Raw genomic sequence first — 24191 nt, 5'->3', positions numbered from 1 at the left:
ATTATCTCTCGTTTGTTGTTTCTCCTCTTCTGTCAAGGTCTGCAGTGCTTGGAATACAATGCTTAGAGCCTGTTTGGGTTTTGGTTTGTAGGCGAGACCGAGCGCCGCTGAGGCGAAAATTGGACCACGATGGCGGTTCGTAGCCGGGGCTACGGGCCGACATTGGGGGGCAATTTGCACCAGGGGCATGACCTTCGGCCCCAGTCCAGCGCCGCCGCTCGGAGCCCAAATTAAGAAATCAAAACAGGCTCTTAGACTACAGTGCTTGCAGCAACGGTACTTGGACCATGTACTGAGCGTACCGGCTTTGATTTCGACCAATTACCAGTGCGGCCTACCCAGCGTGCCCTACAACGTACAAATTAGTTCACAAAGTTACGACGCGTTGTCGGATTCGGTGCGCTGGGCAATGTCTTCTTTATCGACCCCCCACGAGTCGGCCATCCGCTCCAGATAGGCTTCGGTGAAAGCCGGACGATAGATTGCTTTCTCAAGCGCACTTGGAGACTGCTCGCGCAGCGCTTTCCATCGCTTGTAGAGCACGTCAACCGAAGCTTTTTCTTGTGATGCTCCTCCTCCGCCGCCGAAGACTTTGTTCAGAAACCCATCGCCTTCTGCGCGGGCCGTTCGAATCGACTCGGGATTGAGCTTGTCGAGAAGCACGTCGCTTCCGTGGGCCACAGCCGACTTGTATCCATTTAGCAGCGACACCTCGTGCCAGACCAGTGTGTCTACGGCTTCCTTCAGGTGAGAGAGCCGCTTCTTCCGCTCGCCTTCCGAAACCTCCGGATCTAACAGATGAGCCCGAAGGTCGCGCAGGTTGGCAGCCCGCATGAAGGCCCGGTCGGGCGGATGCACCACCGTGTTGCCGCTAAACTCACGCCAGAACTTGCGCGGGATGCTGGTGGTGCGTGCCACTGCTTCCACAAGCACATTGATCACCTCGTCGACATGTGCCGGGAGATCAGAGGCTGGCTCTGTAGCTGCGCCTGATTCGTCTGTTGAGGCTGCTCCCGCTGGTGTCTCCCCCGAAACATCTGTACCGGCCTCTGCCCGCGCCTGCTGCGGCGTGTCGCCCCCCAGAACCATCGTAGCGAGATGCTTTACCGCATCGTGCTCATCTACCTTGATCCCGCCTGAACGGCTTTCCAGCACCTCTTCGAGCGTGCGCTTCAATTCGGATTCGCGCATGTCAGACGGGGCGTAGGTGTACGTCTCCATCATAGCATGAAGCGTACGCTTCAGCTCGCGCGCATGGCGCTCAAACGGATTCGACGGCTCGTCTTCATCCGCCAGTGCCGTCTGCTCCGATGATGGCATGAAGAGCGGTACGAACTCGATGTGAAAGCTCCCCATCGCAAACACGTCACCGCTGCGAAGCGTGTACGAGTCGTCGGCGCCCAGCTTCTGCCCGTGCACAAACGTATGGTTTTTGCTCCCCAGATCGCGCAGCTTGTACTCGCCGTCTTCGTGCACAACCTCAGCATGATGCTGGCTGATCTCCTGATCGGGAAGCGTAAGATCGTTGTCGCTCGCTCGCCCAAGGCGAATGCGTTCCTGCTCAAACAGGTAGTCGGCCGGGTCTTTGCCCTCATCGCCTTTGCGTTCAACCTGTAGTTTGATCGGCATCTGTGCGTTTGCTTCGATGAGTAAAATTGGAAAGGGGCGTACCGTGTGCACCACACCCGCAAAGAAAGGGCCACGCCCCGAACATACAATGCGCGTACAAAGAACATAACAAGCACGCATCTGGCTCTGCCACTGGTCATCGTTGGCACGGCGCAGCCCTCCATGAAAATACGCGCATATTGTACCGAGACGCGGACGCCCTACCTGTACCGGCTGCCCCCTTTCAGAGGCGTTGGGCCGCCAAACAATTAGGGTATTATGAAGGATGCGCACCGGATGGCTCCCCGTTAGAGTGCTTAGCCCAAACAGGAAAGGGACCTTGCGCAGCGCGCGCCGTTCGCATGGTGTCCATACGCTCCAGTTCTTCCCGCTTTCCATCCCTCACTTTTATGCCGCCTGAAACCGGTACTGCTCCCCTGCAGGTGTTACGTTCTGTATTCGGATACGATACGTTTCGTCCGGCGCAGGAGACGATCATCAATCGCCTGGTCGGCGGATCGGATGCGCTTGTTGTTATGCCCACCGGCGGCGGGAAGTCGCTTTGCTACCAGATTCCCGCACTCATCCGCAACGGCGTCGGCATCGTTGTCTCGCCGCTCGTTGCGCTGATGCAAGATCAGGTCGCTGCGCTTCAGCAGGTCGGTGTCGAGGCCGCCTGCCTGCATGCGGGGCAGTCGCACGAGGAGCGGCGCCAGCTTCGCGATGCCCTGCGCCAGAATCATCTCGACCTGCTGTACGTGGCGCCGGAGCGGATCACCCACCCGTCGTTTGCCCCGCTGCTCGACCGCGCACCCATCGCGCTCTTTGCGATCGACGAGGTCCACTGCATGTCGCAGTGGGGCCACGACTTCCGCCCCGACTATCTCAACCTGGCGAACCTGCGCACCCGCTTCCCCGACGTGCCGCTCATTGGTGCCACGGCCACCGCCGATACCGACACGCAGACCGACCTGCTCGACCGCCTACAGCTGGATGCCGAGGCCCTCTTCGTCACCGGATTCGACCGGCCCAACATCCGCTACACGGTCACACGCAAGAACCGTCCAAAGCGCCAGCTACGACGCTTTATCGAAGAGCGGCACGCAGGCGAAGCCGGCATCGTGTATTGCCGCACGCGCAAGAAGGTGGAGAGCACCGCCGAGTGGCTGGGCGAGCAGGGTATCCGCGCCGTACCCTACCATGCCGGCCTCTCGGATGCGATGCGTAGCGACCACCAGCAGCGTTTTCTGCAGGACGATGGACTCGTGGTCGTGGCTACGGTCGCGTTCGGGATGGGCATCGACAAGCCGGATGTGCGCTTCGTGGCACATCTCGACCCGCCGTCTACGCTGGAGGCCTACTACCAGGAGACCGGACGCGCAGGACGCGATGGGCGCCCGGCGGAGGCGTGGATGACCTATCGCTATGGCGACATCGTGCGCCTCCACCAGTTTTTAGACCGCAGCGAGGCAAACGACGACCACACGTGGGCGCAGCGCCATAAGCTGAATGCGCTCTTTGGCTACTGCGAAACAACCGACTGCCGCCGCCAGGTGCTCTTGCGCTACTTCGGCGAAGAGGCCCCTGAGCCGTGCGGCAACTGCGACACGTGCCTGCATCCGGTGGATACGTGGGACGGGACCGTGGCTGCGCAGAAGGTGCTCTCGTGCATCGCCCGTACCGGACAACGGTTCGGCGCGGGACACGTTACCGATGTGCTCCTGGGCCGCAACACCAAGAAGATTCGCCGCTACGGCCACGACCGCCTCTCGACCTACGACATCGGCGACGAGCTCAACAAGAAGGGGTGGAAGTCGGTGATCCGCCAGCTTGTGGCGGCGCGCTTTCTGGAGGTTGATGTGAGCGGATACGGTGCGCTGAAGCTCACCCCCGCGTGCCAGCCAGTGCTGCAGGGGGATGCTTCCGTTGAGCTGCGCAAGGACACTCAGAAACAGGCCCCGGCGTCTGGCAACAGACGCTCATCGTCGCACTCCGCCTCGGACGCCCCCGACCTGCCCGATACGCCAGAGGCCCGCACCCTCTTTGAGGCGCTACGCAGCAAGCGTACCGCACTCGCCAAGGCGCAGGGCGTACCGCCATACGTGGTCTTTCCCGACCGCACGCTCATCGCGATGGTGCGCGAGCGCCCCCAGACCCATTCCGACTTCGCCGACCTGCACGGGGTAGGTACCGTCAAGCTCGACCGCTACGCCGACGACTTTCTGCCGGTGATTGCCGAGGCGGAGTAGGTTATACCTGTTCAAGCACTGAACGTCTGCGTCTGCGGGCGCTCCTCATCTCTGGCTACTATGTGCGTTGATCCGCGAGCAGATCATACCACGCGGCCCGAGGGCACCCCCAAACGAACAGCCGTGCTAATCACGCAAAGACGACGCTGGGCGTGCGGGGGAGCGTTGAGATACTTCTGCCCAACGATCATCGAGCGTCAGGAGGACCTGACAGTGTAGGAGCGTGCTTGGCTTATGAATCTCTGCCTCCCTCCACAGTCATGCTGAACGCAGTGAAGCATCTCAGCGCTGTACGGTCGGGAAGCGGTGCCGCCGGGCGTGCAAGGGGGCGCACCGTCTGTACGGGGCGTGCTGGGCCTGTCGTGCTGGCGTTGAGATCCTTCCGCCTTCCGGCGTCAGGATGACCCAGGGGTGGGAGGGTGTGCCTATTCGAATGTCCAGCCTTCCCTCCCATGTCATGCTGAACGCAGTGAAGCATCTCAGCGCCGTACGGTCGGGAAGCGGTGCCGCTAAGCGTGAAAGGGGAGCCGCTCCGTCTGTACGGGACGTGCCGGGCCTGTCGTGCTGGCGTTGAGATCCTTCCGCCTTGCGGCGTCAGGATGACGTGGAGTGTAGGGACGTGCTGACTTGAGGGCACAGCCTTCCCCCACAGGTCATGCTGAACGGAGTGGAGCATCTCGGTGCTCAACTTCATTGCGATACGCCGACACAATCACTTCGCGGCGTTCAGTGGCACGAGCCTCACGCTTCATGCGGTGCGCCTCCAGTAGACGTTTTGAGACGTGTGCACGGACAATCTGCAACGCCCGGAGTGAATCGGGCTCCTCTTGCAACGCGTTTTTGAGGCGCGTGGTGGTATGGCGAGGAATAATACCGTCCTGGAATGCGCGAATCACGTCTGTGATATACTGGCGATCAGCCTTGGTGAATCGCTGATGCCTGCGCATGGCGCTTGATTTCAGACGGCGCACCACGTTTTCCTCGTTGGAGAGGCCCCCTGTAGCTCCTTGTGGTGTATCACGGGCCACCGCCTGTTCAAACGCTGTTCGATTCCGTTCTAAACAGTCATAAAAATCATCGGGGAGCGCAGTGCGTGGGGTATCTGGAGCGCATGCAAAGGCGTCAGCCGCCTCGAAAAAAGTGAGTTCGTGCGCCGCTTTGGACGTCCCAAGAAAGAATTGCTTCAGTGCGCCACGCCGGAAAAACGTGAGCAGCCCGTGTGGCCCCTCAGATGGACTCCAGGCTGTGCGTGCTTTCTTTGGCAACTTCTGAATCCGGGCGAAGCGCTCAGGTTCGTTGTCGCGCACGGTGCGCAATAGCTGCAGGTATTCGAGTTCCGACGCGATTTCGTCTTCGCCCTCATAGGTCGATGCCGTGTTCAAGCGTTCGTACAACTCGGCGCCAAACAACTCATGCGTAGACACCTCTTCCTCATCAGTCAGATACTGCGCGTCTTCGCCCAGCGTATCATGAAAGGCCTGGATCTTCCCCTTGATGTTAGCCTCCAGGTTGATCTGGGCGTCTGCCTGGTCGGTCGGGAAGAAGTTGTAGACGTAGATGTCGTCGTGCGCTGTCCCTACGCGGTTGATTCGGCCCACACGCTGAAGCACACGCGTTGGGTTCCACGGCAAGTCGTAGTTGATTACGGTGTTGGATTCGTGCAGGTTGATGCCTTCCGCCAGTACATCGGTTGTGATGAGCAGCCGATAGTCGTCACGGGGATTAGACGCAGTCGGATCGAAGTTCTCGGCAATGCGCTGCCGAGCTCGATTCACGCCAAGGGTTCCGTCGGCGTCGCGCCCGCCATCGCTCGAATAGAACAAGACCTGTCCCGGCATTACGTTATTGAGCGCCTCAAAGAGATACTCGCCGGTTTCCGCCGCTTCGGTAAAAACAAGCAGCTTTCCTGTGCTGAGTATGTCGTCGGAATGCAGCTGCTCGCGAAATGCATCCAGCTTCGGATCGTGCGTGACGGGCTCCCAATCTGCCTGGATCGATCGCAGCACCTGGAGGTCACGCTGCACGGCTTCCATGAGGCCATCGGTGAACGCCTCTGCCGGATATGCTGACACGCGATCGGCCTCGATAAGCGCATGCAGCCGGTCGGTGCGGTCGTTGTCGAGCAGGTCGAACACATCCACATCTTTACCGAGATACACCGTGCCTGAGGCGTACATCTCGATAAACCGCTCGTACGATTCGATAAAACGGGCCAGCGTTTGCTTAAATGCGTGAAAACTGCTCTCCAACCGCTTTACGATGATGCTTTTCATGAACCCGCCGATGTTTCGCTGCGACTGCTCCTGCAGCGGCGTCAGCTCGCCCGTGTAGTACAACAGCGGGGTGTAGCGTGCATACGCAAAGTCCTTGAGCCGCTCGATAGTGCGCCGGAAAACCTGCTCAAGCTCGTCGTCGAACGCGTAGATGATGCGACGTGGCGCCGCCAGGCTGGGAAATGATACGCCTTGCTTGTCGAGGTCCTCTTTGTAGTACCTCTCAATCTCGCTACGTGTGCGCCGGATCATCACATGCTTAAGCACCCGATCGCGTATGGCTTCGGAGACCTGTTGGGCCGTGGTTTCATGTTCGGGCGACTCGTTGGGGTACTGGTTCAGTGCTCGTGTTTGCTGCTTAAATAACCGCTTGAGGTCGGGCACGCCGGGAATCGTACTGCGGCGCGGCGTCTGGAACAGCTTCAGCAGGCTGTAGAGATCGCTGATGGCGTTGTTAAGGGGCGTTGCAGATACGCAAACCACCTTTTTCCCAAAGCAGATCTCGTGCAGCATCTCGTATCGCTGCGTATCCTCATTGCGAAACCGATGCGCCTCGTCCAGCACAATGGTGTCGTAGCGATCTGGGTCGCGGTGTAGCACCTGCTCCAGCTTCCCGAGCGACTCGACCCGGCATCCGCGAATCCCAAAATCAAGGAACGCCTCGCGCCACTGCTCTTCCAGCACGGGGGGACAGACTACGAGCGTGCGGCCCTGAATCTGCTGCAGGAGCATGGCGGTGATGTACGTTTTCCCCAGCCCCACCACGTCGGCAATGAACACGCCGTTGTGGGCCTCCAGAATTTTGCGCGCTGCGGTCACGGCCTGGGTCTGGTACTCCAGTTCCATGAAGCCCTCGGGACGGTATAGCCCATCATCCCGCAATTGATGGTCCAGGTTAATGTCTTCCTCGAAGTACTCGTACAAGAACTTCAGGTAGATGTCGTACGGGGTCAGCGCATCGTTGAGCCAGGTGCGCTGCTGCATCGTGTCGGCCACGTCGGGCGTGACCTCGACGCCCTGCTCCCAGAGCGTTTCAAACTGCTGCAGGGCGTACCGCACATCGTGGGGCTGCTTCAGCTCCACATTGAACTCGCGCTGTCCCACCAAACCCGACTCCGAGAAGTTGCTGGACCCGGTAATGACGTGGCCAAAATCGCGGTCGGCTTCGTGGTATCGCCCGATGTACACTTTCGCGTGCAGTGGAGCCGGATATGCACGAATCTCCAGCTTTCCCTCACGCAGAAACCGCATGAACGCGCGCAAGCCCTGTTCGATATCACGTTGTTCGCTGGCCGCCGCAATCTGCTGAATCACGTCTTCGGTAACCTGCGCACGGGTATCGGCATGCGCGGCAAAATCCATCGCCTGCTGCCTGCGGTGCATGTCGAGCAACTGCCCGGTGGTACGTCCGGTAGACAGCCCAACGAGCAGACGGATCTGGTCGACGTCGTCCAATGCCTCGTGGAGCCGGTGGAACCCGCTAAAGCGGAAGTAGCCCACCAGCACGTCAAAGTACTGCACATCGCTCAGGGTGTCGACAAAGCGATGGTAGAGCGATGCCTCTGCTTCGTTGGTAAAGAACGTGAGGTCGGTCGTGCGAAGGGATGCGGAAGGTTCTGACATGAACGGACGGTGCAGTGCGATATGAGGACTCGATGCATCTTTCAACGTAGCACACGATGGGTTCGAGTGCAACTGAGGATCACCCCGGATATCAGAGAATCCTCCTGTCGACCGGTGTACAGGGGTGTAGAGGCGGTGCCCTGCCACCAAGCGGGCAAGGGGGCCGCTTCGCATGTGAGGAGCGTGCCGGACGTGTGGTGCTGGCGTTGAGATCCTTCCTCCCGACGGTCGTCGGGCGTCAGGATGACTCGGGGTGGAAGGCCGGTGCCTGACTCATAAAGCGTCAACTCCCGTCTCCAGTCATGCTGAACAAAGTGAAGCATCTCGGCGCCGGACAGTCGGGAAGCGGTGCCACCCGGCGTGTGGGCGGTGCCAGGAGGACTCGGGGTTATAGAGGGTACTGTTTCAGAGTTACATCCCCAACAGCTCGTCACCCCAATCAGTCCATGTTGGATTGCCTGCTTCAATCAACGCAACCTTCTTTGCGCGCCGCCATCCTTTGATCTCCTTTTCGCGCGCAATAGCGTCTGCTGCACGGTCGTAGGTTTCGTAATGGACCAGACGCGTGACGTTGTACCGCCGAGTAAATCCTGGAATCTGCTTGCCTCGATGCTGGCGAAGGCGGTGCTCAAGGTTGCCTGTCATGCCAGTATAGAGCACGCGCGACCGGCTCGCCAGAATGTAAACGTAGTAGGCTCGCATAATGAAATGATTGCCGATATGTGGACGATTTTGTCTTCCATGGGACGTGTAGCAAGATACCGCGACGTATGGATTTGCGCAAGTTGATCAGTCAGAAGAACCAAGGGGTAGCTTGATGGTCGCACGCCTTCCCTCTGGTCATACTGAATGCCGTGAAGCATCCCAGCGCCTTGCAGTTGGGGTGCCCTGCCACCAAGCGGGCAAGGGGGCCGCTTCGCATGTGAGGAGCGTGCCGGACGTGTGGTGCTGGCGTTGGGATCCTTCCTCCCGACGGTCGTCGGGGGTCAGGATGACGCAGGGTGAGAGGACGGTGCCTGTCTTCTAAAGCCTCAACTCCCGTCTCCAGTCATGCTGAACGCAGTGAAACATCTCGGTGCCGTACGTTCGGGATGTCCTGCCGCCAAGCGGGCAAGCGGGCAAGGGGGCGCTTCGCGTGTAAGGAGCGTGCCAGGCGTGTCGTGGTGGCGTTGAGATCCTTCCTCCCGACGGTCGTCGGGCGTCAGGATGACGCAGGGTGAGAGGACGGTGCCTGTCTTCTAAAGCCTCAACTCCCGTCTCCAGTCATGCTGAACAAAGTGAAGCATCTCAGCGCCCTACGGTCGGGGTGCTTTGCCGCCAAGCGTGCACGAGGGGCGCTTCGCGTGTGAGGAGCGTGCCAAGCGTGTCGTGGTGGCGTTGGGATCCTTCCTCCCGACGGTCGTCGGGCGTCAGGATGACTCGGGGTGGAAGGCCGGTGCCTGACTCATAAGGCGTCAACTCCCGTCTCCAGTCATGCTGAACGAAGTGAAGCATCTCAGCGCCCTACGGTCGGGGTGCTTTGCCGCCAAGCGGGCAAGGAGGCGCTTCGCGTGTGAGGAGCGTGCTGGGCGTGTCGTGGTGGCGTTGAGATCCTTCCTCCCGACGGTCGTTGGGGGTCAGGATGACGCAGGGTGTGTGGGAGGATGCGCTATGTTCGTGCATTGCGCATGCCTACCCGTCAACAGCGTCGGCGGTGGCGGCTTCGACCAGGGCAATCTCGGCGTCGCTCAGGCCGTAGAGGGCGTACACGAGGTCGTCGATCGCGACGTCATTGTCTTTCGTAGCCGCTTTCACGTCCTCCAACGGTTCTTCCCGCAGTCGCTCGTGCAACCATAGCTGTTGCTCTGCTAAACCGGCCAGTTCTTCCTTCTGCGACTCCGTCAAATCAGGAATGGGAAATCGCTTCACATAGGGCGTTTGCATGCCCAGTGCCCCACCGCGGTACTGGTTCGCTGTATTGGTAAAGAAAAACCAGGCGATCCGTGCGTTCAGTAACGCGAGCAGATGCATACCGGCATCGGGGATTATGAACACTTTGTTGTTGGCATAATAGCCTTCATCATCCCATGTAAACGCCTGATACGTAGCAATTTCCTGGTACAGAATCTTCGGGCGCTCAAACTCTTCGTAGTACGCCACAGTGTCCTGAATTTCGTACCACTCGTAGGCCCCTGACTTTCGTCCCGGCCACTTTTTCCCGGAGGGCCAGTCGCGGGGTTTGGGCATGAGTTGCTCTTTGTACTGAAGCAGATGTTCTTTAATCGCCGGGTAAGCATCAATGTCTACCCCGCGCCGGGCAAAGATCACGTAGTAGCGCGGTTCGGGCGGCTGGTAGCGGTTGATGTCGCGGCCTTTCAGGAAGGGTTTGATGAGGTCGGCGCTGCCCGGGTCGGCGTCAATCAGGGCGCGCCGTGTATCCGCGTCAATCACGAACGCCTTGTTGCGTCCAGTTTTAATGCCGTAGTAGATACCAGTGTCACGCGTCTCCAGATAGTCGCCCAGCGGGGTGCCGGTGTCCTGCATCGCATCCAGCAGGCGCTGGGTGCGCTTGTTGACGAGCGACCAGCCTTTCGGTTGGAGCGAGCGCGTAAGCACCTCAAAGCGGTTGTTCTGCACGTAGGTGGGCAGGGCATCGTAGTCGAGTGCATCGACCTCTACCGCCTGAAACGCCTTGTTCGGCCCGGCCTTGTGCATCCGCACGATGCACGGATACGCGGTGGTGCCCTGAAACACCGGCAGGTCGCCAAAGTCGATGAGCTCCACCAGGCGCTTGGTTTCCATATAGCTGCGCAGGTGTTTGCCGTAGCGCGCCCGCATCCACTTGTTCGACACGATGTAGCAGAACACGCCGTTGGGGCGCAGCAGCTGCATGCCGCGCTCAATAAAGTAGACGTAGAGGTCGGCACTGCCGTAGTAGGTGCGGTTGTACTGCGTTTTGTAGGTCTTTTTTTGGGATGCGGAGAGCGTTTCCTGGCGCACGTAGGGCGGGTTGCCAATGACAATGTCGAAGCCCTCTTGCGCCTTCCACACCGCGCCAAAGTGGATGCGCAGATCGAAGCCGTCGTTGCCCATGAGCGTGTCCAGCAGCGCATCGATCTCGTCTTGCAGTCGCTCTTTCTCGGAGGGGTAGGCCGTGCTCACGTAGCGCTCCATGAGCGTATAGAGGCGCTCCTCCTGTTCGTTGTTCGCCAGGGTGCGCTGCATCTGACTGAGCGCATCCCCCTGTACAATTTTGTAACGGAGGTTGGGCAGCGGCTTGATCTGCGTGAAGTCGTCCTCGTCGACCACGAGCGAGAGCCACAGGCGCAGTTGGGCAATGTCTACCGCGCTGGGTTCGATGTCGACGCCGTGGATGGTGTGCTGAATGGCGTGGCGCTTGAGCGCGTAGGCCGAGCGGTCGGTGTCGTCGTCGAGATAGGTAGCCAGCACGCGGCGGGCCTGCACGATTTCTTGCATCATGCCCACCGGAAAGGCGCCAGAGCCCACTGCCGGATCGCAAATTTTGAGATCGGCCAGGCATCGGTCCAGATCGGCGGCATGCGTGCGAATAGCAGCGGGAGCGCGGTAGGTGCCGTCGTACTTGCCGCCGTCGGGATGGCTGCCGCTACGCACGCGCCGGTCGTGTTCGCGCCAGCTCTGCCCCTCGCGCACCAGCGCCGTAAGGGCGGCTCGGTCTACAGTTTCGGTGTAGGCGGATCCAGAGAGCGTGCCCTGCGCCCCGGGGGCCGGGCCAAACGCGTTCTGCTGACCGGCGTGCGTGCCCAGGCTGGTTTCTTTTGTGTTGATGGCGCTGTCGAGGTGGTCAATGAGGCTTTCCTGGCACATGTAGTGCACAATATCGCGCGGCGTGTAGAAGGCGCCGTGCTCCTTGCGCTCGCTCACGTCGAGCATCTTCTCGAACACCTTGCCGAGCATTTCGGGATCTACGGCCACTTCCTTATCGAGCGGCTCGTCTTCACGCACGGTAAAGTTGTAGCGGTCGAACGTGTCGAAGATGGAGCCGAACACGTCGTTGGGAAGATCCAGGGCTACGCGCCCCCGCCGAAAGTCGTTGAGCGGCTGAAAGAGGCCCCCATTTAGAAACGGAATGCGGCAGTCCAGGCGGCCAAAGTAGTTGCCGCGTCCCCGATCGGTGGCCAGTGCGTCGTAGAAGAGCGGGTCGAGAATGTCGCCGTAGAACGAATCGTACGCGACGTATTCCTGATCGTAGAGGCGGCGCAGAAAGTCGGTCGGTCCGTCGCCCCAGTCGTTGTGCTGACGCACGCCGAGCCATCCTTTTTTCTGGAGGAAGTAGAGGAAGACGAGCTGGCCCAGCAGCTTCTTTGCGAAGTCGGCGGGAGCGATGTTGCAACGCTCGAACTCCTCTTGCGTGGACGGGTGCGCCTGGCAGGCGGCCTGCACCGCATCGGCCAGCTCCAGATAGTGGTCGCGGTATGCTTCGAAGAAGGCTTCGGTGACCACGTCGAGGTCGAACGCCGTGTGCAGCGCATCGAGCGTGGGGCTGGATTCTTGCTGTACGAGCCCCTCAAACTGACGCTCGGGCGTGTGGGTGGGCTCGTCGGGACCGACCAGAAATGAGTAGCGGACGGGTGTAAGTTCTTTTTCGGTGCCCACGGTGCCATCGTCGGCAATGACGGTGCGATACTCGAGCTGCACCAGCGAGAGCCGCCAGGCGTCGGTTCCATCAGCGTAGTAGGCGACGAGCGCAGCTTCTCGGAACGGGCGGTTGTCGTCATTGAGGTACGTAGCCACGAAGTTGCGCTGCATGGTACGAGCGCGTTCAAGTTTATACGGCGCGTTGAGTTTGACGGCGAGCACGTCGAGTTCTTGTCCACTGGGGTCAACGTACTTGGCCAGCCGCTTGTACTGGGCGATGTGCTCGCGGAAGGCGGCGTAGATCCTTGAGCCCGAGCGGTGCCCGCGGTGCTTCATCTCGGCCCCCACGAGCAGGTTCTGCACGAACTGCCGCACGGTGGCTTCGTCGTAGGATTGCTCGAACGTGCGGGTAATGAGGCGCCGGGCTTCGCGAGTGGTCATGTAGATACGCAGGATGGGTGGAAGGGCAACAACGTAATCGTGTGAATGAGTCGTGGGACGGCTGGATCCAATCGCAGGAGGTGGATCCCGGCTTCGGTCTCCGCGCTGAGGGATTGTGTCCTACAAGGAGGCGCGTGCCGGGCGTGTTGGGCTGGCGTTAAGATCCTTCCGCCTTCAAGATCCTTCCGCCTTCCCGCGTCAGGATGACGTGGAGTGTAGGGACGTGCTGACGTGAAGGCACAGGCTTCCCACCCATGTCATGCTGAACGTAGTGAAGCATCTCAGCACCATACAGTGGGACTCACTGCCAACCCGTGTGCCCAGAAGCAGCGCTCCGCGTGTGAGGGGCATGGTACAGGCGGGGTAAAGAGACATGCACATGCCGACCAGCCACTTCTCGCCATCCCTCACTCCAACGCTTGATAATCTCGCCCAATGACCAGCGTGGCATCGATAGATGTGTTGGCCGCGGGCGGGCCGGGCATGATGCGGCGGCGATCCAGGCCGAGCTCGTCGGCCAGGATTTCGGCCATGTCGAAGGCATTGCGATGCAGATAGATGATTGTCTCGGGCGCAGTGCCCGTCGGCAGGTTGCCGATCTCGGGGACCTGCGCACCAATGCCCTCAATGCGCTCCTGAAACCGGGACGCCAGCCCGGCCTGTCCGACGCCATTCAGGACCTGCACGCGCAGATCCTCGATCTGGATAACGGGCTCGTGATGCGGATAGAGCGTCGGCTCAACGCCCCGCTCCGGATCGGCCGGCGCCTCGGTCGTCTGCTGCGGAGGCGCCGCTATATCGTCTGGAATCGAAACGTCGAAGGTGCTCCACTGCACGATCATCACGATCAGGATAATGACCAGCCCGGTCAGGATGCTAATCGTGGCGGTATTCCACGGGTCTGTGCTTCCGTTTTTTCGTGCGCTCGACGTGCCCTGCGCGCCAAGCTCGTCCATAATGTCTTGCATGCCCGTATTCAACGAGCGCACCGACTCGTGTAGGGCCGCCACCGACTGCGCCACGCTGGCATTGATGTCGGAAGGCTCCTGCGTCTGCTCGGCCAGTTTCCGCTGCGCGTCGGCCAGCGCCTCGGACGTCCGTGCCAGTTCGCTACCCGAATCGGCAATCTCATCGAGACGGCGGGTCAGCGTCTCGAAGCGACCAAGCTGCTCCTGCAGGGCCACAAGCGTCTCCGCCGCCTCGGCAAAGTTAATCGGCTTGTCGGACGTCGAGGCAGCGTCTTCGCCGGCGCCCGGCGCGTCGCCCTCCTCGTCGGGCCAGTTAGTCGAGGTCGGGGTCGAATCGGGAGAGGAGGGCATTGTTGCGGTCGTGGATGTGATTCAAAAGGGCAAGCGCAGCGGTCTGAGCCGTTGGGGTGTGGGGCGCAGCAGAGCGCAGTGTAGCAATCTGCGCGCGCGTCGCGTCGTCAAGTAGGGCATTCACCTCTTCAGTGGAAGGGCGGCTCTCATCGTCGGTTTCGGATGGAGCGTTATGGACCGCCGTCGGGGCGACCAGCGCCTCTGCAGGAAACGACTCTGCAGGGGACGACTCTTCAGGATGCGGCTCATCAAAAGGCTGTTCGCCGAGGGCCTGTTCGCCAGAGGAGGGCCGCCCCGAGGGAGGCGCTGGTGCCGGCTCCTCGTTGGCTGAAAGCGGATCCCACCCTATTGCAGGGCGCTCGGGCGCAGGCGGCGCATCATAGACCGAGACAAGCCACCAGAGCAGCTTGTGCAGCGTTTCGACGACGCGGCGGGCATCTTCAACCGACCGCTTCCACTCGGCATCGACGTGGGCGCCCACCAGGCCCGCCTGACGGATGCGGTGCATCCACATCTTGACAGGCGCCGGGTGCTGGTCGAGCCATGCTACAAAGGCCCGGTGCGTGAGCCGCTCGGCAATCGGGCGGTGCTGGGGCGGAAAGCCTTCGTAGGCCTCAATGGTTGCCAGTACCATGTCGAGCGCGCGATACGCCCGCCAGCGCGCCACGTCAGGATGCACCGATACGGTCTGCTCGGCCCGCACCGCCTCGGCACGAAGCGTGTCCCAAGCATCGGGCACGAATGCAAAAGCGTGTGAGGTCGACATACAGACGGCGGAGCGCGTGAGGAGTGTAGAGTATGCTCAACGTACAACACGCTGCCACATGAAGTCAATGCATGCTGTACCAGACCCGAAGGGATACGCTCAGCAGCGGGGTATGTCCTCCTCGCGCATCGAAATGCGCACTCGGGCACGGCGGCCACGCATCCACAAACATAAGAACCGGAGCAGCCAAACCGAGGCCGTTCTGGCGCTGCAACGCGCCCCCACAAACAAGAAAGGCCCAGCCGAAGCGACTGAGCCTTTTTTGCTGTACGTAGAATGGGGTGTTACCACGCCATTTATCGCACGCCATGGAGACGTTGCACGTTAACCGCGCTCAGTCCCTTCGGAGTTTCCTCCACTTCAAATTCGACCTGCTCACCATCTCGGAGGTCTTCACCCGAGACTTCGCTGTGATGAACAAATACATCTTCGCTTCCGTCGTGGCGCTCGATAAAGCCGTAGCCTTTTTCGCTACTGAACCACTTAACTGTTCCGTCTTGCATATAGGTGTGTTGGTTGGTTCACCGTCGGGGGCCTCAGGATGCAAAATGCAGCCTACTAAGAGGTCGAGGGTGATGTAATTAAAAATGTTGTTGTGCTTTCATCTACCTGTACTCTACGAAATGGTTCGGCACGCATGTTGCAAAAACGTTAATGTCTCCAATATCCCGGAATCCGCGCTCCTGCGTACGCTTGCAGCGCGCCCAGGCCCTGCCAGTCTCCAACTTTTATTATCGTCTATACACAGCATGTCCTGTCGGATAAAAGCCGCATTTAGAGAGGTTGACGGTAGGTTTAGGAAGGCGGTGCGCCGCTGCCCATCCTGGTATCTGACCGCGCACTTTGGACATTTTGCCCGACTAATCAGGTTGCAAACTTCTTATGTTAAAAAAGTGCGAACAGCATAATAACCGCTCGCCAGCCCGTCATTCCAGGCTGTGAATGCCACGGTGGGTGCCATCGGGGTCCCATGGGGATGCCTTTGCGAATGTCGTTGCAGAGGTCTCATCGCTGCGCATGGCTCGCAACATCCGGCCCTGCCTCACGAGTCCCTGCTCTCTTCTGCTGGACATCCCGCCGCGTGCTGGGTATGCTATGCAGTGCGGTACATATGCTATGCAGTGCGGTACAGATGTTCGTACAAACGTTCGTGCAGATGTACGTACGGATGTGCTTCGGCAGACGTCTTCGCACACGCTGCTTTCTTTCTGCTCTCCTTAAGCTACTCCCCCGAAAAACGTATGGACTGGGGCCTTGCACTCACGTTTGGCGGGTTCATTGTCGTGCTTGTAGGCATCGGTGCGTATTTCTACCGCACCACAGACACGCGCTATCTGGTCGACTACATGCTGGGCGGACGCACCGTTGGGGCAGTGCCGATGGCGCTTTCGGAAGTCGCCTCGGTAGCCAGCGGGTGGACGTTCTTTGCCTGGGTCGGCGTGGGGTTCTCGACGGGCGTGCACGGACTCTGGTTCTCGCTTTCGATGCTAATTGTGGTGGGGGTGCTCTATTACGTGGTAGCACCTCCCTTTCGCACAGCGTCTGAGGCGCTCGACAGTCATACCGTTGTCGACCATCTGGCTCGCACGGTGTCGTCGCGCTCGCTCGGGCACACCATCCGCGCCGTGGGTACCGTCGCTATTCTTGTCTTCATGGGAGCCTACGTGGGAGCGCAGCTTATCGCTGTGGGCGAGGCGCTTGACACGGGATTGAACGTGTCGTACGTGGCAGCGGTGCTAATTGGCGGCAGCGCGGTTGCGCTCTACACCACGTTGGGCGGGTTCAACGCTTCGGTGTGGACCGATGTGGTGCAGGGCGTGCTCGTTATTGCTGCAGTGGTGCTGCTGCCGATCGTTACGATCTACACGATTGGCGGCTGGTCGGCGTTCATCGCGGAGGCCCGTGCGATCGACCCAACGCTTCTGGCCCTCGATGGCGGACTCAGCGGATCGGCGCTCCTTATCAGCCTGCTGGCGTGGGTTACGTTTGCGTTTGGGGCTATCGGGCAGCCGCACAGCCTGATGCGCTTTCAGGCGATCCGCTCCACCGACCTCCTGCCCCGTGCCGCCGCCATTGCGCTCTCGTTTCAGGCGGTGCGCCTCACTGTCCCGCTGCTCATCGGGCTGTCGGGGCGCGTGCTCTACAGCGCCGCGCAAGACCCGGAGTCGGTTGCCATGCTCGCCCTCACCGACCTGTTTCCGGGCTGGCTCGCCGGGGTGCTGCTTGCAGGCATCATCGGCGCGATCTTGTCGACCTCCGATTCGATGATGCTTGTGGCTGCGGCCGACCTTACGCGCGGCTATGCCGCCTGGCGTCCGATGGTGTCGCAGGCCGCACTGATTCGCCTAAGCCGAAGCATCGTGGGCGTGCTGGCCGTAGGGGGCATCGCGATGGCATTGCTACGCCCCGGCACGATCTTCGATATCATCGAGTTTGCATTTGTCGGACTCGGAGCCACGCTCGGGCTCCCGCTTATGATGGTGCTGCTGTGGCGCGGCACAACCGGGGGCGGGGTGCTGGCGGGCGTGCTGGGCGGACTCGCCTGCACGGTGCTGAACCTGATGCTTTTTCCGGATCTCTTTCCGATGCTGGTATGGCCGGCTACGCTGGCGTGCATCGTACTCGGAAGCTGGGCGACGCCGCAGCTGTCTGTGCAGCACGGCGCCCGTACTGAGGAGGCACGCACGTCATCGCATGACGCTTGAAGCGATGACTGAGGCGCTCGTGTTGTCGTAACGTAGCTGCTTTGGGCCGGCTGCTTCAGACCGGCTGCTACGAACCGTAGGGCTGTTCCATATAGCGCTCGGCCCGGCGGTGGCTGTTGCTATGGTCGTCCATGCTCAGCACAATACGATACCGATTTAACGCCATTGCGCGGCGATCGGTAGCGTCATACACCATGCCCTGATAGAGCCGCCCCAATGCAACAAAGCGGCGATGCTCTACATGGTCGCGGGCATTGAGCCGCTCAATCTGAGCGAGGTATTGCAGGGCCTGCTCATAGTCGCGCCCTTGCACTCGCTCGCGCGCCAGATAGAAGTAGGCTTCCTGGGCCAGCGGCAGCGTGTACCCCGACCAGCCAGACTCGAAGCGATCGACCACCTCGCTAAATACTTCGCGCACCTGCTCTCGCTGCCACTGCCGCGCATGCAGGCGCCCTTCATAAACATGAAAGTAGGCATTTTTGGGATGCGCACGGCGTAGCCACTGCATATGCTTCAGGGCTTCGCGGTAGTCGTTCTCGTAGAGCGTATAGATCTGGGCCAGAAAGTAGCGTGCCTCAGACTGAATGTACCATCCCTCTTCGGCCGCCTGGTGAATCATGTCGAGCCCGCCTTCACGGTCGCCGCTGGGCAGCATCCACATAACCGCACGTGCTATGCGATACTGTTCGGGAATGATCGCCGCGTAGTAGTCGTACATGCCGCGTCCGAACGCAAAGTCATCGATGTGTGGCGCCTGGTCGCTGGCCGAGCGTACGTAGCCGATAGACCGCCGCCCGTGTCGCACTGAACTGATCCACTGCCCCCGGTTGGACTTGAGGCGCGCCTGTAGCGCCAGGGCAATGCCCTTGAAAAAGGTCGCGTCGAAGTGTTCGTCGTTGCTGTTCAGCAGCACATCCGACCGGTTGACTGTAGCCTCCATGTAGCGGTAGAAGGCATCGTCGTGCTCGGTATTTTCGAGATCGAGCAAGATGGTCCACCATACGTTCAGTCCGTTTAGGAACGGTCCTACCGGATGGTCGGGATAACGCGCCTCAATCGACGAGAAGATGGCCTCAGCCTCATCGAATGCCATGTTGTAGAGCGAGTCGAGTCCGCGTTTGCCCTCCTCGCGCACGAACGGATCGTCCAGAATAGAGCGGGCGTCGCCTACCTTGGGAGCGTCATTGGGTGCCTGTGCGTGGGCCACCGGAAGAAGCGTCAGTGCGAGCACAAGGGCTACGCCTCCTCCTATCCCAACCTGAAGAAACCGGCGTGCGAACCCGAGCGCGTGTAGTTTCATCGTACCCATCCCAAAAAAACGACCGTCTGCATGGATCATGAACATGCAGACGGTCGAACCAGTAGTTTGAAGCGTCAGTTCCGGCGTGCGGCTCGCTGCCGAAGCAGGTTCTATGCGTCGGACGTGCCCATCACCTGGCGCATTCCGCCAAAGAGGAAGCCGAGCACGCCGATCTTGGCGAGGTCAATCAGTGCAAAACGCAGGAAGCCCTTGTCAATTGACTCCATCCAGGTGGCGTGTCCGGCCACGTAGTGCAGCCACACGACCCCAGCGGTGAAGACGATGGCTGCCCCGATGAGCATCGACAGGGTGCTGCCCGTCAGGCTGTTCCACCGCTTGGTAAGCGCACCGGTTACGAATGCCGCGACCGGGTACGACAGAATGTATCCGCCCGAGGCCAGGCCAAGCAGATATGCGACGCCGGTGCCATCGCCCGCGTAGACGGGGACGAACATGCCGAGAGCCACGTACAGCAGCTGCGCAAGCATACCGTTACGTGCGCCCAGGAAGAGGCCACTCGCGTAGACCATCATGGTCTGCAGCGTAATGGGCACCTCCCAGAGGTAGAGGCGCATGTTTGCATCGGCCGCAAAAGCCGTGAGAAGCGCAAAACCGGTAATTCCTGCTACCTGCAGCGCGACGGAGGCATCTTCAGACCGAAGGCGGTCCATCCATGAGGTGCGGGAGGAGTGCAGCGAAAGGGCAGCCGTCTTCATACGATTCGGGTAGGATTGCACATACAGTAACGAGTGATGATGAGCAGAGTACAAAAGCCGGAGCAAAGTTTCCAATGGAGCTGGCTTCTTCTCTGCACCAATTTTGTGAAAGCGGTTCCTGTGCTTCTTGAGGAGTGCCTGATGAAGCTGTGTACCATGCACTCTGCACTACGCATTCCCCACGATGCTGCACAGGGCACAAGGGGAATGCGAAACGGCTGCGCACTTATCCAGCGGCGGGGGCTGTTTCGGGGCGCTCACGTTGATACATAGCCTCTACCACAAGCATGTGCGGCAACGTGAGCACGCTGATCAGGATAAATAGCAATGCGATCATCTGGTCCTGTGCCCCGAACGCCTCATTGATCAGGTAGAGTCCTCCCACTCCGATAAACGAGATAATCGTAAAGAGCGCCGCTTTGCGGTAGAAGTAGCCAAACGTGGCGGTGCGGCCGTGCCGCTGAAAGAAGCGCAGAATCTCCATCATGTGTCCGAGCGAGTGCCAGAGTCCAAAGTAGACGGCAAAGCCAACCAGCGGATGCGCCGTAATCAGCAGCAGTGCCAGCACAGCGGTGTTGAAGAGCTCGCGCGCAACGTCTTTGCCGCTGGCTGTGCCGACCTGTGAGAGCAGTCCCAACGAAATGGCATGCTGCGCCACGAGTCCACTAAGAAGCAGCGTAGAGGCAGTGGTTACACCGGGCCATTCGCTTACCCTCACATCCGCAATCGCAGCGAATATCGGATCGACCACCGCCGGAAACGCCACGATGGGCAGCCCCATCAGCAAGAGTCCGCGCGAGGCATAGAGCAGCGGATGCCAGGGAGCAGGAACGTTCCAATAGGCAAGGTCGGCCTGCCCGAAGTGGTACATGGTGAGCACCAGAAAGAGCCCCAGACTTACGACCGGACTGATCAGCCAGAGCACGCCGTACGCGGCCATCAGCGCAAGGTACACCCCGTAGAACTTCGCCTGGTCGCTCCACGACGACGTCAGACCGTACAGGTCGGCGGCTACCACATGGTCAACGGCCCCATGAGGGATTCCCGTAAGGGCAACAACCACCATAAGTATGACAAACGCAACCGAGCCCAGGCTGAGCGCTCCCCAAAACGAGAGAGCAGCCGTTAGAAGCGTGCATGCTACGACCAGCGCATATACGTTGGGACTACGAAGCGAAAGGGGGACATCGGACATAGCGTACGCATCCAGTGAATAAAGACGAAGATAATGATGCTATGTTATAGTATGGATCAAACCGCTTGACACATAGCCTGTTGTTTGACGATTCGGGAAAAGCAGAGGTCCTGCCCTACCTGACATTGGCACAGCATACCCCGACAATAATGTCGGACCATGCTACGTAGCGACATTTCGTGCGGTATTTAGCCATACGCAGTGTTTCCTTTTGCGTTGTTCCTGAACGGGATGCTGAACAGACGCTCGTATCTGGCGTTGCCTTTAATTCAACGTTGATGCTCATAAACCCCCTCGACCACTGTGGCTACAGCAAAAAAAGGCGATACAGTAGAAATTGAATTTATCGGGCGGTTTGAGGATGGCGATGTATTCGACTCCTCTGAAGAGCACGGTCCGCTCACATTCACCATTGGCGACGATGAGGTTATTCCCGGCTTGCAAGATCTGGTAGAGGGCATGGAGCCTGGCGAAACGAAAACAGGTGAGGTTCCTCCTGAAGCAGCCTATGGCGCGCGCAATCCGGACATGGTGAAAGAAATCAAACGTGACCATCTGCCCGAAGAGATGAATCCGGAGGTCGGTGCCGCGCTCCGACTGCGGCTCGACAACGGCCAGCGCGTGGAAGCTTTTGTGGCCCGCATGACCGAGGAAACCGTTACCATTGATGTCAACCATCCGCTGGCCGGTCAAACACTCACGTTCGAGGTAACGCTGAGTGCTATTGTTAATGAAGACGATTAATTCTCCTCTCTGTATGTTGCTGTTTCTGGCTCCTGCACCTGCACTCCCACAGGTTCAGGAGCTTTTAGCTTTTTGTGCCGCTATCGTTTGGTCTGCCGCAGTACGTCTACTGCATGCTCCACACACTACTGGTCCGAAACCATGCTGCACTCGTATCTTTGCTCGCCCTGCCCAAGGTGGCAACGTTTGAAGACGCATTGCAGCCGCGATGTTAGCGATATTGACCTGTGTCACGGCACCACATCTCTCACACACCCGCACTTATGGCGGTACCGTTACGTTTCAGCAGCTCGGCCTACAACTTGGTTAAACTATATGGTTGAATCCGAATGAGGCATCCAATAGGCTGTGAGTGATTTGTGTTATACGACGCCTGGCGACATGTCTCCCGCTTCAACCAAGCAGCAAATTTTTGATGCCGCTCTCGTCCTCTTTGCCCGCCACGGCAAGGCGGGCGCTCGCATGCAGCAGATTGCTGATGCAGCGCACATCAACAAGTCGATGCTGCACTACTACTTCAGCACCAAAGCCGACCTCTACGATGCCGTGTTTGCGCATGCAATGGAGCGGTTCATGGCATCGTTCGACCGTCAGGCGCTGCACGAGGCCGACTCGTTTTCCGAACTGCTCCGGCGCTTTATTTCGGGATATGTGGCGTTCTGCGCCTCGCATACGAATGCCATGCGCCTGATTGTCAGCGAAAACTTGCGTGGCGGTCCGCTCCTGGGCCAGCATCTAAAGCGGATGGCCGACGACGGCACCGACACGCCTCCGCGGATCTTCCGGGCCGCTATCGAATCCGCCATCGCGTCGGGCGAGATTCGGTCGGTCGACCCCGATCACGCGCTGCTCACCATCATTGCAGGCTGTATCTTTCCCTTTGTAGCACGCCCCACTGTCGAGCAGATGCACCCCGCCTCTGCCTCCGACTGGGACGCCTTCGTTGAAACGCGCAAGGTTCAGGTGTTCGACGTCGTGTACCATGGCCTGATGTCTCCCGATGTGTCCTGACGCGTCCTGATTTATCTTGACGTCTCCTCCTCTTCGTCCACTGTACGATGCTGTATGATGCGATTTTTACTCTCGCTTATCGGGTATGGCCTCCTTGCTGCAGGCGTCGTGCTTGCCAGCGGATGCTCACTTACGCCACAGATGGAAGCGCCCGACGCCGAGGCGGACCTTCCGGCTGCCTATGACACTCCGCTCCTTGAAGACGGACCGCTCTTTACCGAAGACGACTCGACCCGCTTCGACCCGGTTGACTGGTGGACGGCCTTTGAAGACCCGGCTCTGAACGCGCTTATCGACACGGCGCTCGTACGCAACCTCGACCTGGAGCGCACCCGCGCGGTCGTTAACGAAATCGCCAGCCAGTTTCGGATTGCACGCGCCCCACTCTTTCCACAGGCGATGGCGAACGGGGTCTACAACCGGCAGTCGCAGCCGGCGAACACCGGTATCGGTGGGGCGCTGGGTGGCGGAGGCGGCTCGGGGGCCGTGCCCGACCGCTTCACATTCGATACGTACAGCCTGTCGCTTTCCCTTTCGTACGAACTCGACTTCTGGGGCCGCCTGCGCAACCAGCGGGGCGCAGCGCTGGAGCGGTTCATGGGCTCGGTGGATGCGGTGCAAACTGCCCGCCAGCAGGTTATTGCTCAGACCATCAGCACATACTTCGAAGTGGCTACGTTAGAGCGCCAGATCCGGCTGGGAGAGGAGACTATGCGCGTCTTGCAAGAGCGCGTGGATCTGGCCGAAGATCGCTACGACCGCGGGCTGGTACGCTCGTTCGAGGTGTACGCGCTCCGCCAGGAGTTGCAGGCAGCCCAGGCTGAGCAGCCCCAGCGCGAGAGCCAGCTTGCCGACGCGCGAGGCCGCCTCTCTGTTACCCTTGGGCAGTTCGTAGGCAATGTCGGCGAGGCTCTGATGCAGGCAGCTCGATCTACCCCTCGCAACGAGGTCTTGACTGGCCTGCAGCCGGTCCCGCCCGGACTCCCCTCGGACCTCTTGCTGGCACGCCCCGACCTCCGCGCCGATGCCCGGGAGCTCAGTGCCGCACAGCGTGAGATTGGCGTGGCGCGGGCCAACCGCCTGCCCAGCTTCTCGCTCACTGGCGAAGGGGGTGTCCAGAACAGCACGCTCGACGACCTGCTCAACATCGACCAGCGCTTCGCGTCGCTGGTCGCGTCAATTGCAGCGCCGGTGTTTCAGGCAGGCCGCCTGCGCGCTGAGCAGCGTGCTGCCGAGGCGCGCTACGTGCAAGCGCGAGCTACTTATGAGCAGACGCTGCTTACTGCGCTCCAGGAAGTGCATGCAGCGCTCACCGCTTATGAAAAACAGCAAGAGCAGTACGCGCTGGTGCAAGACCAACTCGAACAGGCTGCGGCCAGCGCATCCGACCAGATGCACCGCTACGAGCGGGGCATCGGCGACTACGCCACGGCGCTCGATGCCGAACGCACACGCCTGCAGGCAGCGCAGCGCCTCGCCGCCGCTGAAGAAGCACTGGTCGGCAGTCGCATTGCACTACACCGCGCGTTGGGCGGCGCCTGGGTTGCGCCCCCCGAATCTAACGACCCCCGCCTGTTTCGTGATGTGTATCGCCCCCCTACGACAGACGCGCCGGCCAACTAACCACTACTTCCCTTTACCTCTT

General features: G+C 60.1%; 16 protein-coding genes. 5 read left to right on the top strand and 11 right to left on the bottom strand.

The genetic code is table 11. From position 1 onward, the window contains the following. Window positions 1-375 precede the first annotated feature (375 nt). On the bottom strand, window positions 376-1629 hold the full coding sequence (locus ACZ48V_RS05230; protein ID WP_464542266.1) for an FHA domain-containing protein: 1254 nt from the start codon (window positions 1627-1629) through the stop codon (window positions 376-378). 389 nt (window positions 1630-2018) lie between these two features. Here ACZ48V_RS05230 and recQ point away from each other — a divergent pair, with 389 nt between their 5' ends. After that, window positions 2019-3857, top strand: a complete 1839-nt coding sequence (gene recQ, locus ACZ48V_RS05225; RefSeq protein ID WP_464542264.1) for a DNA helicase RecQ — start codon at window positions 2019-2021, stop codon at window positions 3855-3857. A 653-nt stretch (window positions 3858-4510) separates the two neighbouring features. On the opposite strand, the gene ACZ48V_RS05220 is transcribed toward recQ, so the two are convergent. The 7 genes from ACZ48V_RS05220 to ACZ48V_RS05190 form a co-directional block, all read right to left on the bottom strand. Next, the gene (locus tag ACZ48V_RS05220; protein WP_464542262.1) at window positions 4511-7753 is read right to left on the bottom strand and encodes an SNF2-related protein; all 3243 of its coding nucleotides are present in this window, start codon (window positions 7751-7753) and stop codon (window positions 4511-4513) included. 411 nt (window positions 7754-8164) lie between these two features. Next, entirely contained in the window at window positions 8165-8455 is a 291-nt protein-coding gene (locus ACZ48V_RS05215; protein ID WP_464542261.1) for a GIY-YIG nuclease family protein, read from the bottom strand. A gap of 585 nt (window positions 8456-9040) precedes the next feature. After that, window positions 9041-9247 carry a hypothetical protein gene (locus tag ACZ48V_RS05210; protein WP_464542259.1) on the bottom strand — a complete coding sequence of 69 codons (207 nt, stop codon included), beginning with the start codon at window positions 9245-9247 and terminating at the stop codon, window positions 9041-9043. A 177-nt stretch (window positions 9248-9424) separates the two neighbouring features. After that, a complete protein-coding gene (locus ACZ48V_RS05205) occupies window positions 9425-12790 on the bottom strand; it encodes an Eco57I restriction-modification methylase domain-containing protein (RefSeq protein WP_464542257.1) in 3366 nt (1121 codons plus the stop codon). Window positions 12791-13197: 407 nt separating this feature from the next. Beyond that, entirely contained in the window at window positions 13198-14109 is a 912-nt protein-coding gene (locus ACZ48V_RS05200; RefSeq protein ID WP_464542256.1) for a LytR C-terminal domain-containing protein, read from the bottom strand. Continuing rightward, window positions 14072-14875 carry a hypothetical protein gene (locus tag ACZ48V_RS05195; protein ID WP_464542254.1) on the bottom strand — a complete coding sequence of 268 codons (804 nt, stop codon included), beginning with the start codon at window positions 14873-14875 and terminating at the stop codon, window positions 14072-14074. The genes ACZ48V_RS05200 and ACZ48V_RS05195 overlap by 38 nt, the downstream gene beginning before the upstream one ends. A 296-nt stretch (window positions 14876-15171) precedes the next feature. Beyond that, the gene (locus ACZ48V_RS05190; RefSeq protein ID WP_098061639.1) at window positions 15172-15378 is read right to left on the bottom strand and encodes a cold-shock protein; all 207 of its coding nucleotides are present in this window, start codon (window positions 15376-15378) and stop codon (window positions 15172-15174) included. A 738-nt stretch (window positions 15379-16116) separates the two neighbouring features. Here ACZ48V_RS05190 and ACZ48V_RS05185 point away from each other — a divergent pair. Further along, window positions 16117-17580, top strand: a complete 1464-nt coding sequence (locus tag ACZ48V_RS05185; RefSeq protein WP_464542252.1) for a sodium/proline symporter — start codon at window positions 16117-16119, stop codon at window positions 17578-17580. Between the two features lie 67 nt (window positions 17581-17647). On the opposite strand, the gene ACZ48V_RS05180 is transcribed toward ACZ48V_RS05185, so the two are convergent. The 3 genes from ACZ48V_RS05180 to ACZ48V_RS05170 form a co-directional block, all read right to left on the bottom strand. Further along, window positions 17648-18919 (bottom strand): tetratricopeptide repeat protein, encoded by a 1272-nt coding sequence (locus tag ACZ48V_RS05180; protein WP_464542251.1) that lies wholly within the window; start codon window positions 18917-18919, stop codon window positions 17648-17650. A gap of 71 nt (window positions 18920-18990) precedes the next feature. Beyond that, on the bottom strand, window positions 18991-19596 hold the full coding sequence (locus ACZ48V_RS05175; RefSeq protein WP_464542249.1) for a biotin transporter BioY: 606 nt from the start codon (window positions 19594-19596) through the stop codon (window positions 18991-18993). Between the two features lie 226 nt (window positions 19597-19822). Then, window positions 19823-20791, bottom strand: coding sequence for a Brp/Blh family beta-carotene 15,15'-dioxygenase (locus ACZ48V_RS05170; RefSeq protein ID WP_464542247.1), 969 nt, complete (start codon window positions 20789-20791; stop codon window positions 19823-19825). 303 nt (window positions 20792-21094) lie between these two features. On the opposite strand from ACZ48V_RS05170, the gene ACZ48V_RS05165 reads away from it, so the two are divergent. From ACZ48V_RS05165 to ACZ48V_RS05155, 3 genes are all read left to right on the top strand, one after another. Then, window positions 21095-21535 carry an FKBP-type peptidyl-prolyl cis-trans isomerase gene (locus tag ACZ48V_RS05165; RefSeq protein ID WP_464542245.1) on the top strand — a complete coding sequence of 147 codons (441 nt, stop codon included), beginning with the start codon at window positions 21095-21097 and terminating at the stop codon, window positions 21533-21535. A 381-nt stretch (window positions 21536-21916) separates the two neighbouring features. Beyond that, window positions 21917-22546 (top strand): TetR/AcrR family transcriptional regulator, encoded by a 630-nt coding sequence (locus ACZ48V_RS05160; protein ID WP_464542243.1) that lies wholly within the window; start codon window positions 21917-21919, stop codon window positions 22544-22546. Between the two features lie 54 nt (window positions 22547-22600). Beyond that, window positions 22601-24169: an efflux transporter outer membrane subunit gene (locus ACZ48V_RS05155; protein WP_464542241.1), complete on the top strand. Its 1569-nt coding sequence runs from the start codon at window positions 22601-22603 to the stop codon at window positions 24167-24169. The last annotated feature ends 22 nt before the right edge of the window (window positions 24170-24191 follow it).

It is taken from the genome of Longimonas haloalkaliphila, assembly GCF_055379825.1.
This window is presented reverse-complemented; position numbering and strand designations above follow the sequence as displayed.

Excerpts from the sequence above, each read along its gene's own strand:
- ACZ48V_RS05180 (WP_464542251.1), bottom strand. The coding sequence starts at position 18,919 with ATGATCCATGCAGACGGTCGTTTTTTTGGGATGGGTACGATGAAACTA.
- ACZ48V_RS05155 (WP_464542241.1), top strand. The coding sequence starts at position 22,601 with ATGATGCGATTTTTACTCTCGCTTATCGGGTATGGCCTCCTTGCTGCA.
- ACZ48V_RS05190 (WP_098061639.1), bottom strand. The coding sequence starts at position 15,378 with ATGCAAGACGGAACAGTTAAGTGGTTCAGTAGCGAAAAAGGCTACGGC.
- ACZ48V_RS05195 (WP_464542254.1), bottom strand. The coding sequence starts at position 14,875 with ATGTCGACCTCACACGCTTTTGCATTCGTGCCCGATGCTTGGGACACG.
- ACZ48V_RS05160 (WP_464542243.1), top strand. The coding sequence starts at position 21,917 with ATGTCTCCCGCTTCAACCAAGCAGCAAATTTTTGATGCCGCTCTCGTC.
- ACZ48V_RS05200 (WP_464542256.1), bottom strand. The coding sequence starts at position 14,109 with ATGCCCTCCTCTCCCGATTCGACCCCGACCTCGACTAACTGGCCCGAC.
- ACZ48V_RS05205 (WP_464542257.1), bottom strand. The coding sequence starts at position 12,790 with ATGACCACTCGCGAAGCCCGGCGCCTCATTACCCGCACGTTCGAGCAA.
- ACZ48V_RS05175 (WP_464542249.1), bottom strand. The coding sequence starts at position 19,596 with ATGAAGACGGCTGCCCTTTCGCTGCACTCCTCCCGCACCTCATGGATG.
- ACZ48V_RS05185 (WP_464542252.1), top strand. The coding sequence starts at position 16,117 with ATGGACTGGGGCCTTGCACTCACGTTTGGCGGGTTCATTGTCGTGCTT.
- ACZ48V_RS05230 (WP_464542266.1), bottom strand. The coding sequence starts at position 1,629 with ATGCCGATCAAACTACAGGTTGAACGCAAAGGCGATGAGGGCAAAGAC.
- ACZ48V_RS05215 (WP_464542261.1), bottom strand. The coding sequence starts at position 8,455 with ATGCGAGCCTACTACGTTTACATTCTGGCGAGCCGGTCGCGCGTGCTC.
- ACZ48V_RS05210 (WP_464542259.1), bottom strand. The coding sequence starts at position 9,247 with ATGCTTCACTTCGTTCAGCATGACTGGAGACGGGAGTTGACGCCTTAT.
- ACZ48V_RS05170 (WP_464542247.1), bottom strand. The coding sequence starts at position 20,791 with ATGTCCGATGTCCCCCTTTCGCTTCGTAGTCCCAACGTATATGCGCTG.
- ACZ48V_RS05220 (WP_464542262.1), bottom strand. The coding sequence starts at position 7,753 with ATGTCAGAACCTTCCGCATCCCTTCGCACGACCGACCTCACGTTCTTT.
- recQ (WP_464542264.1), top strand. The coding sequence starts at position 2,019 with ATGCCGCCTGAAACCGGTACTGCTCCCCTGCAGGTGTTACGTTCTGTA.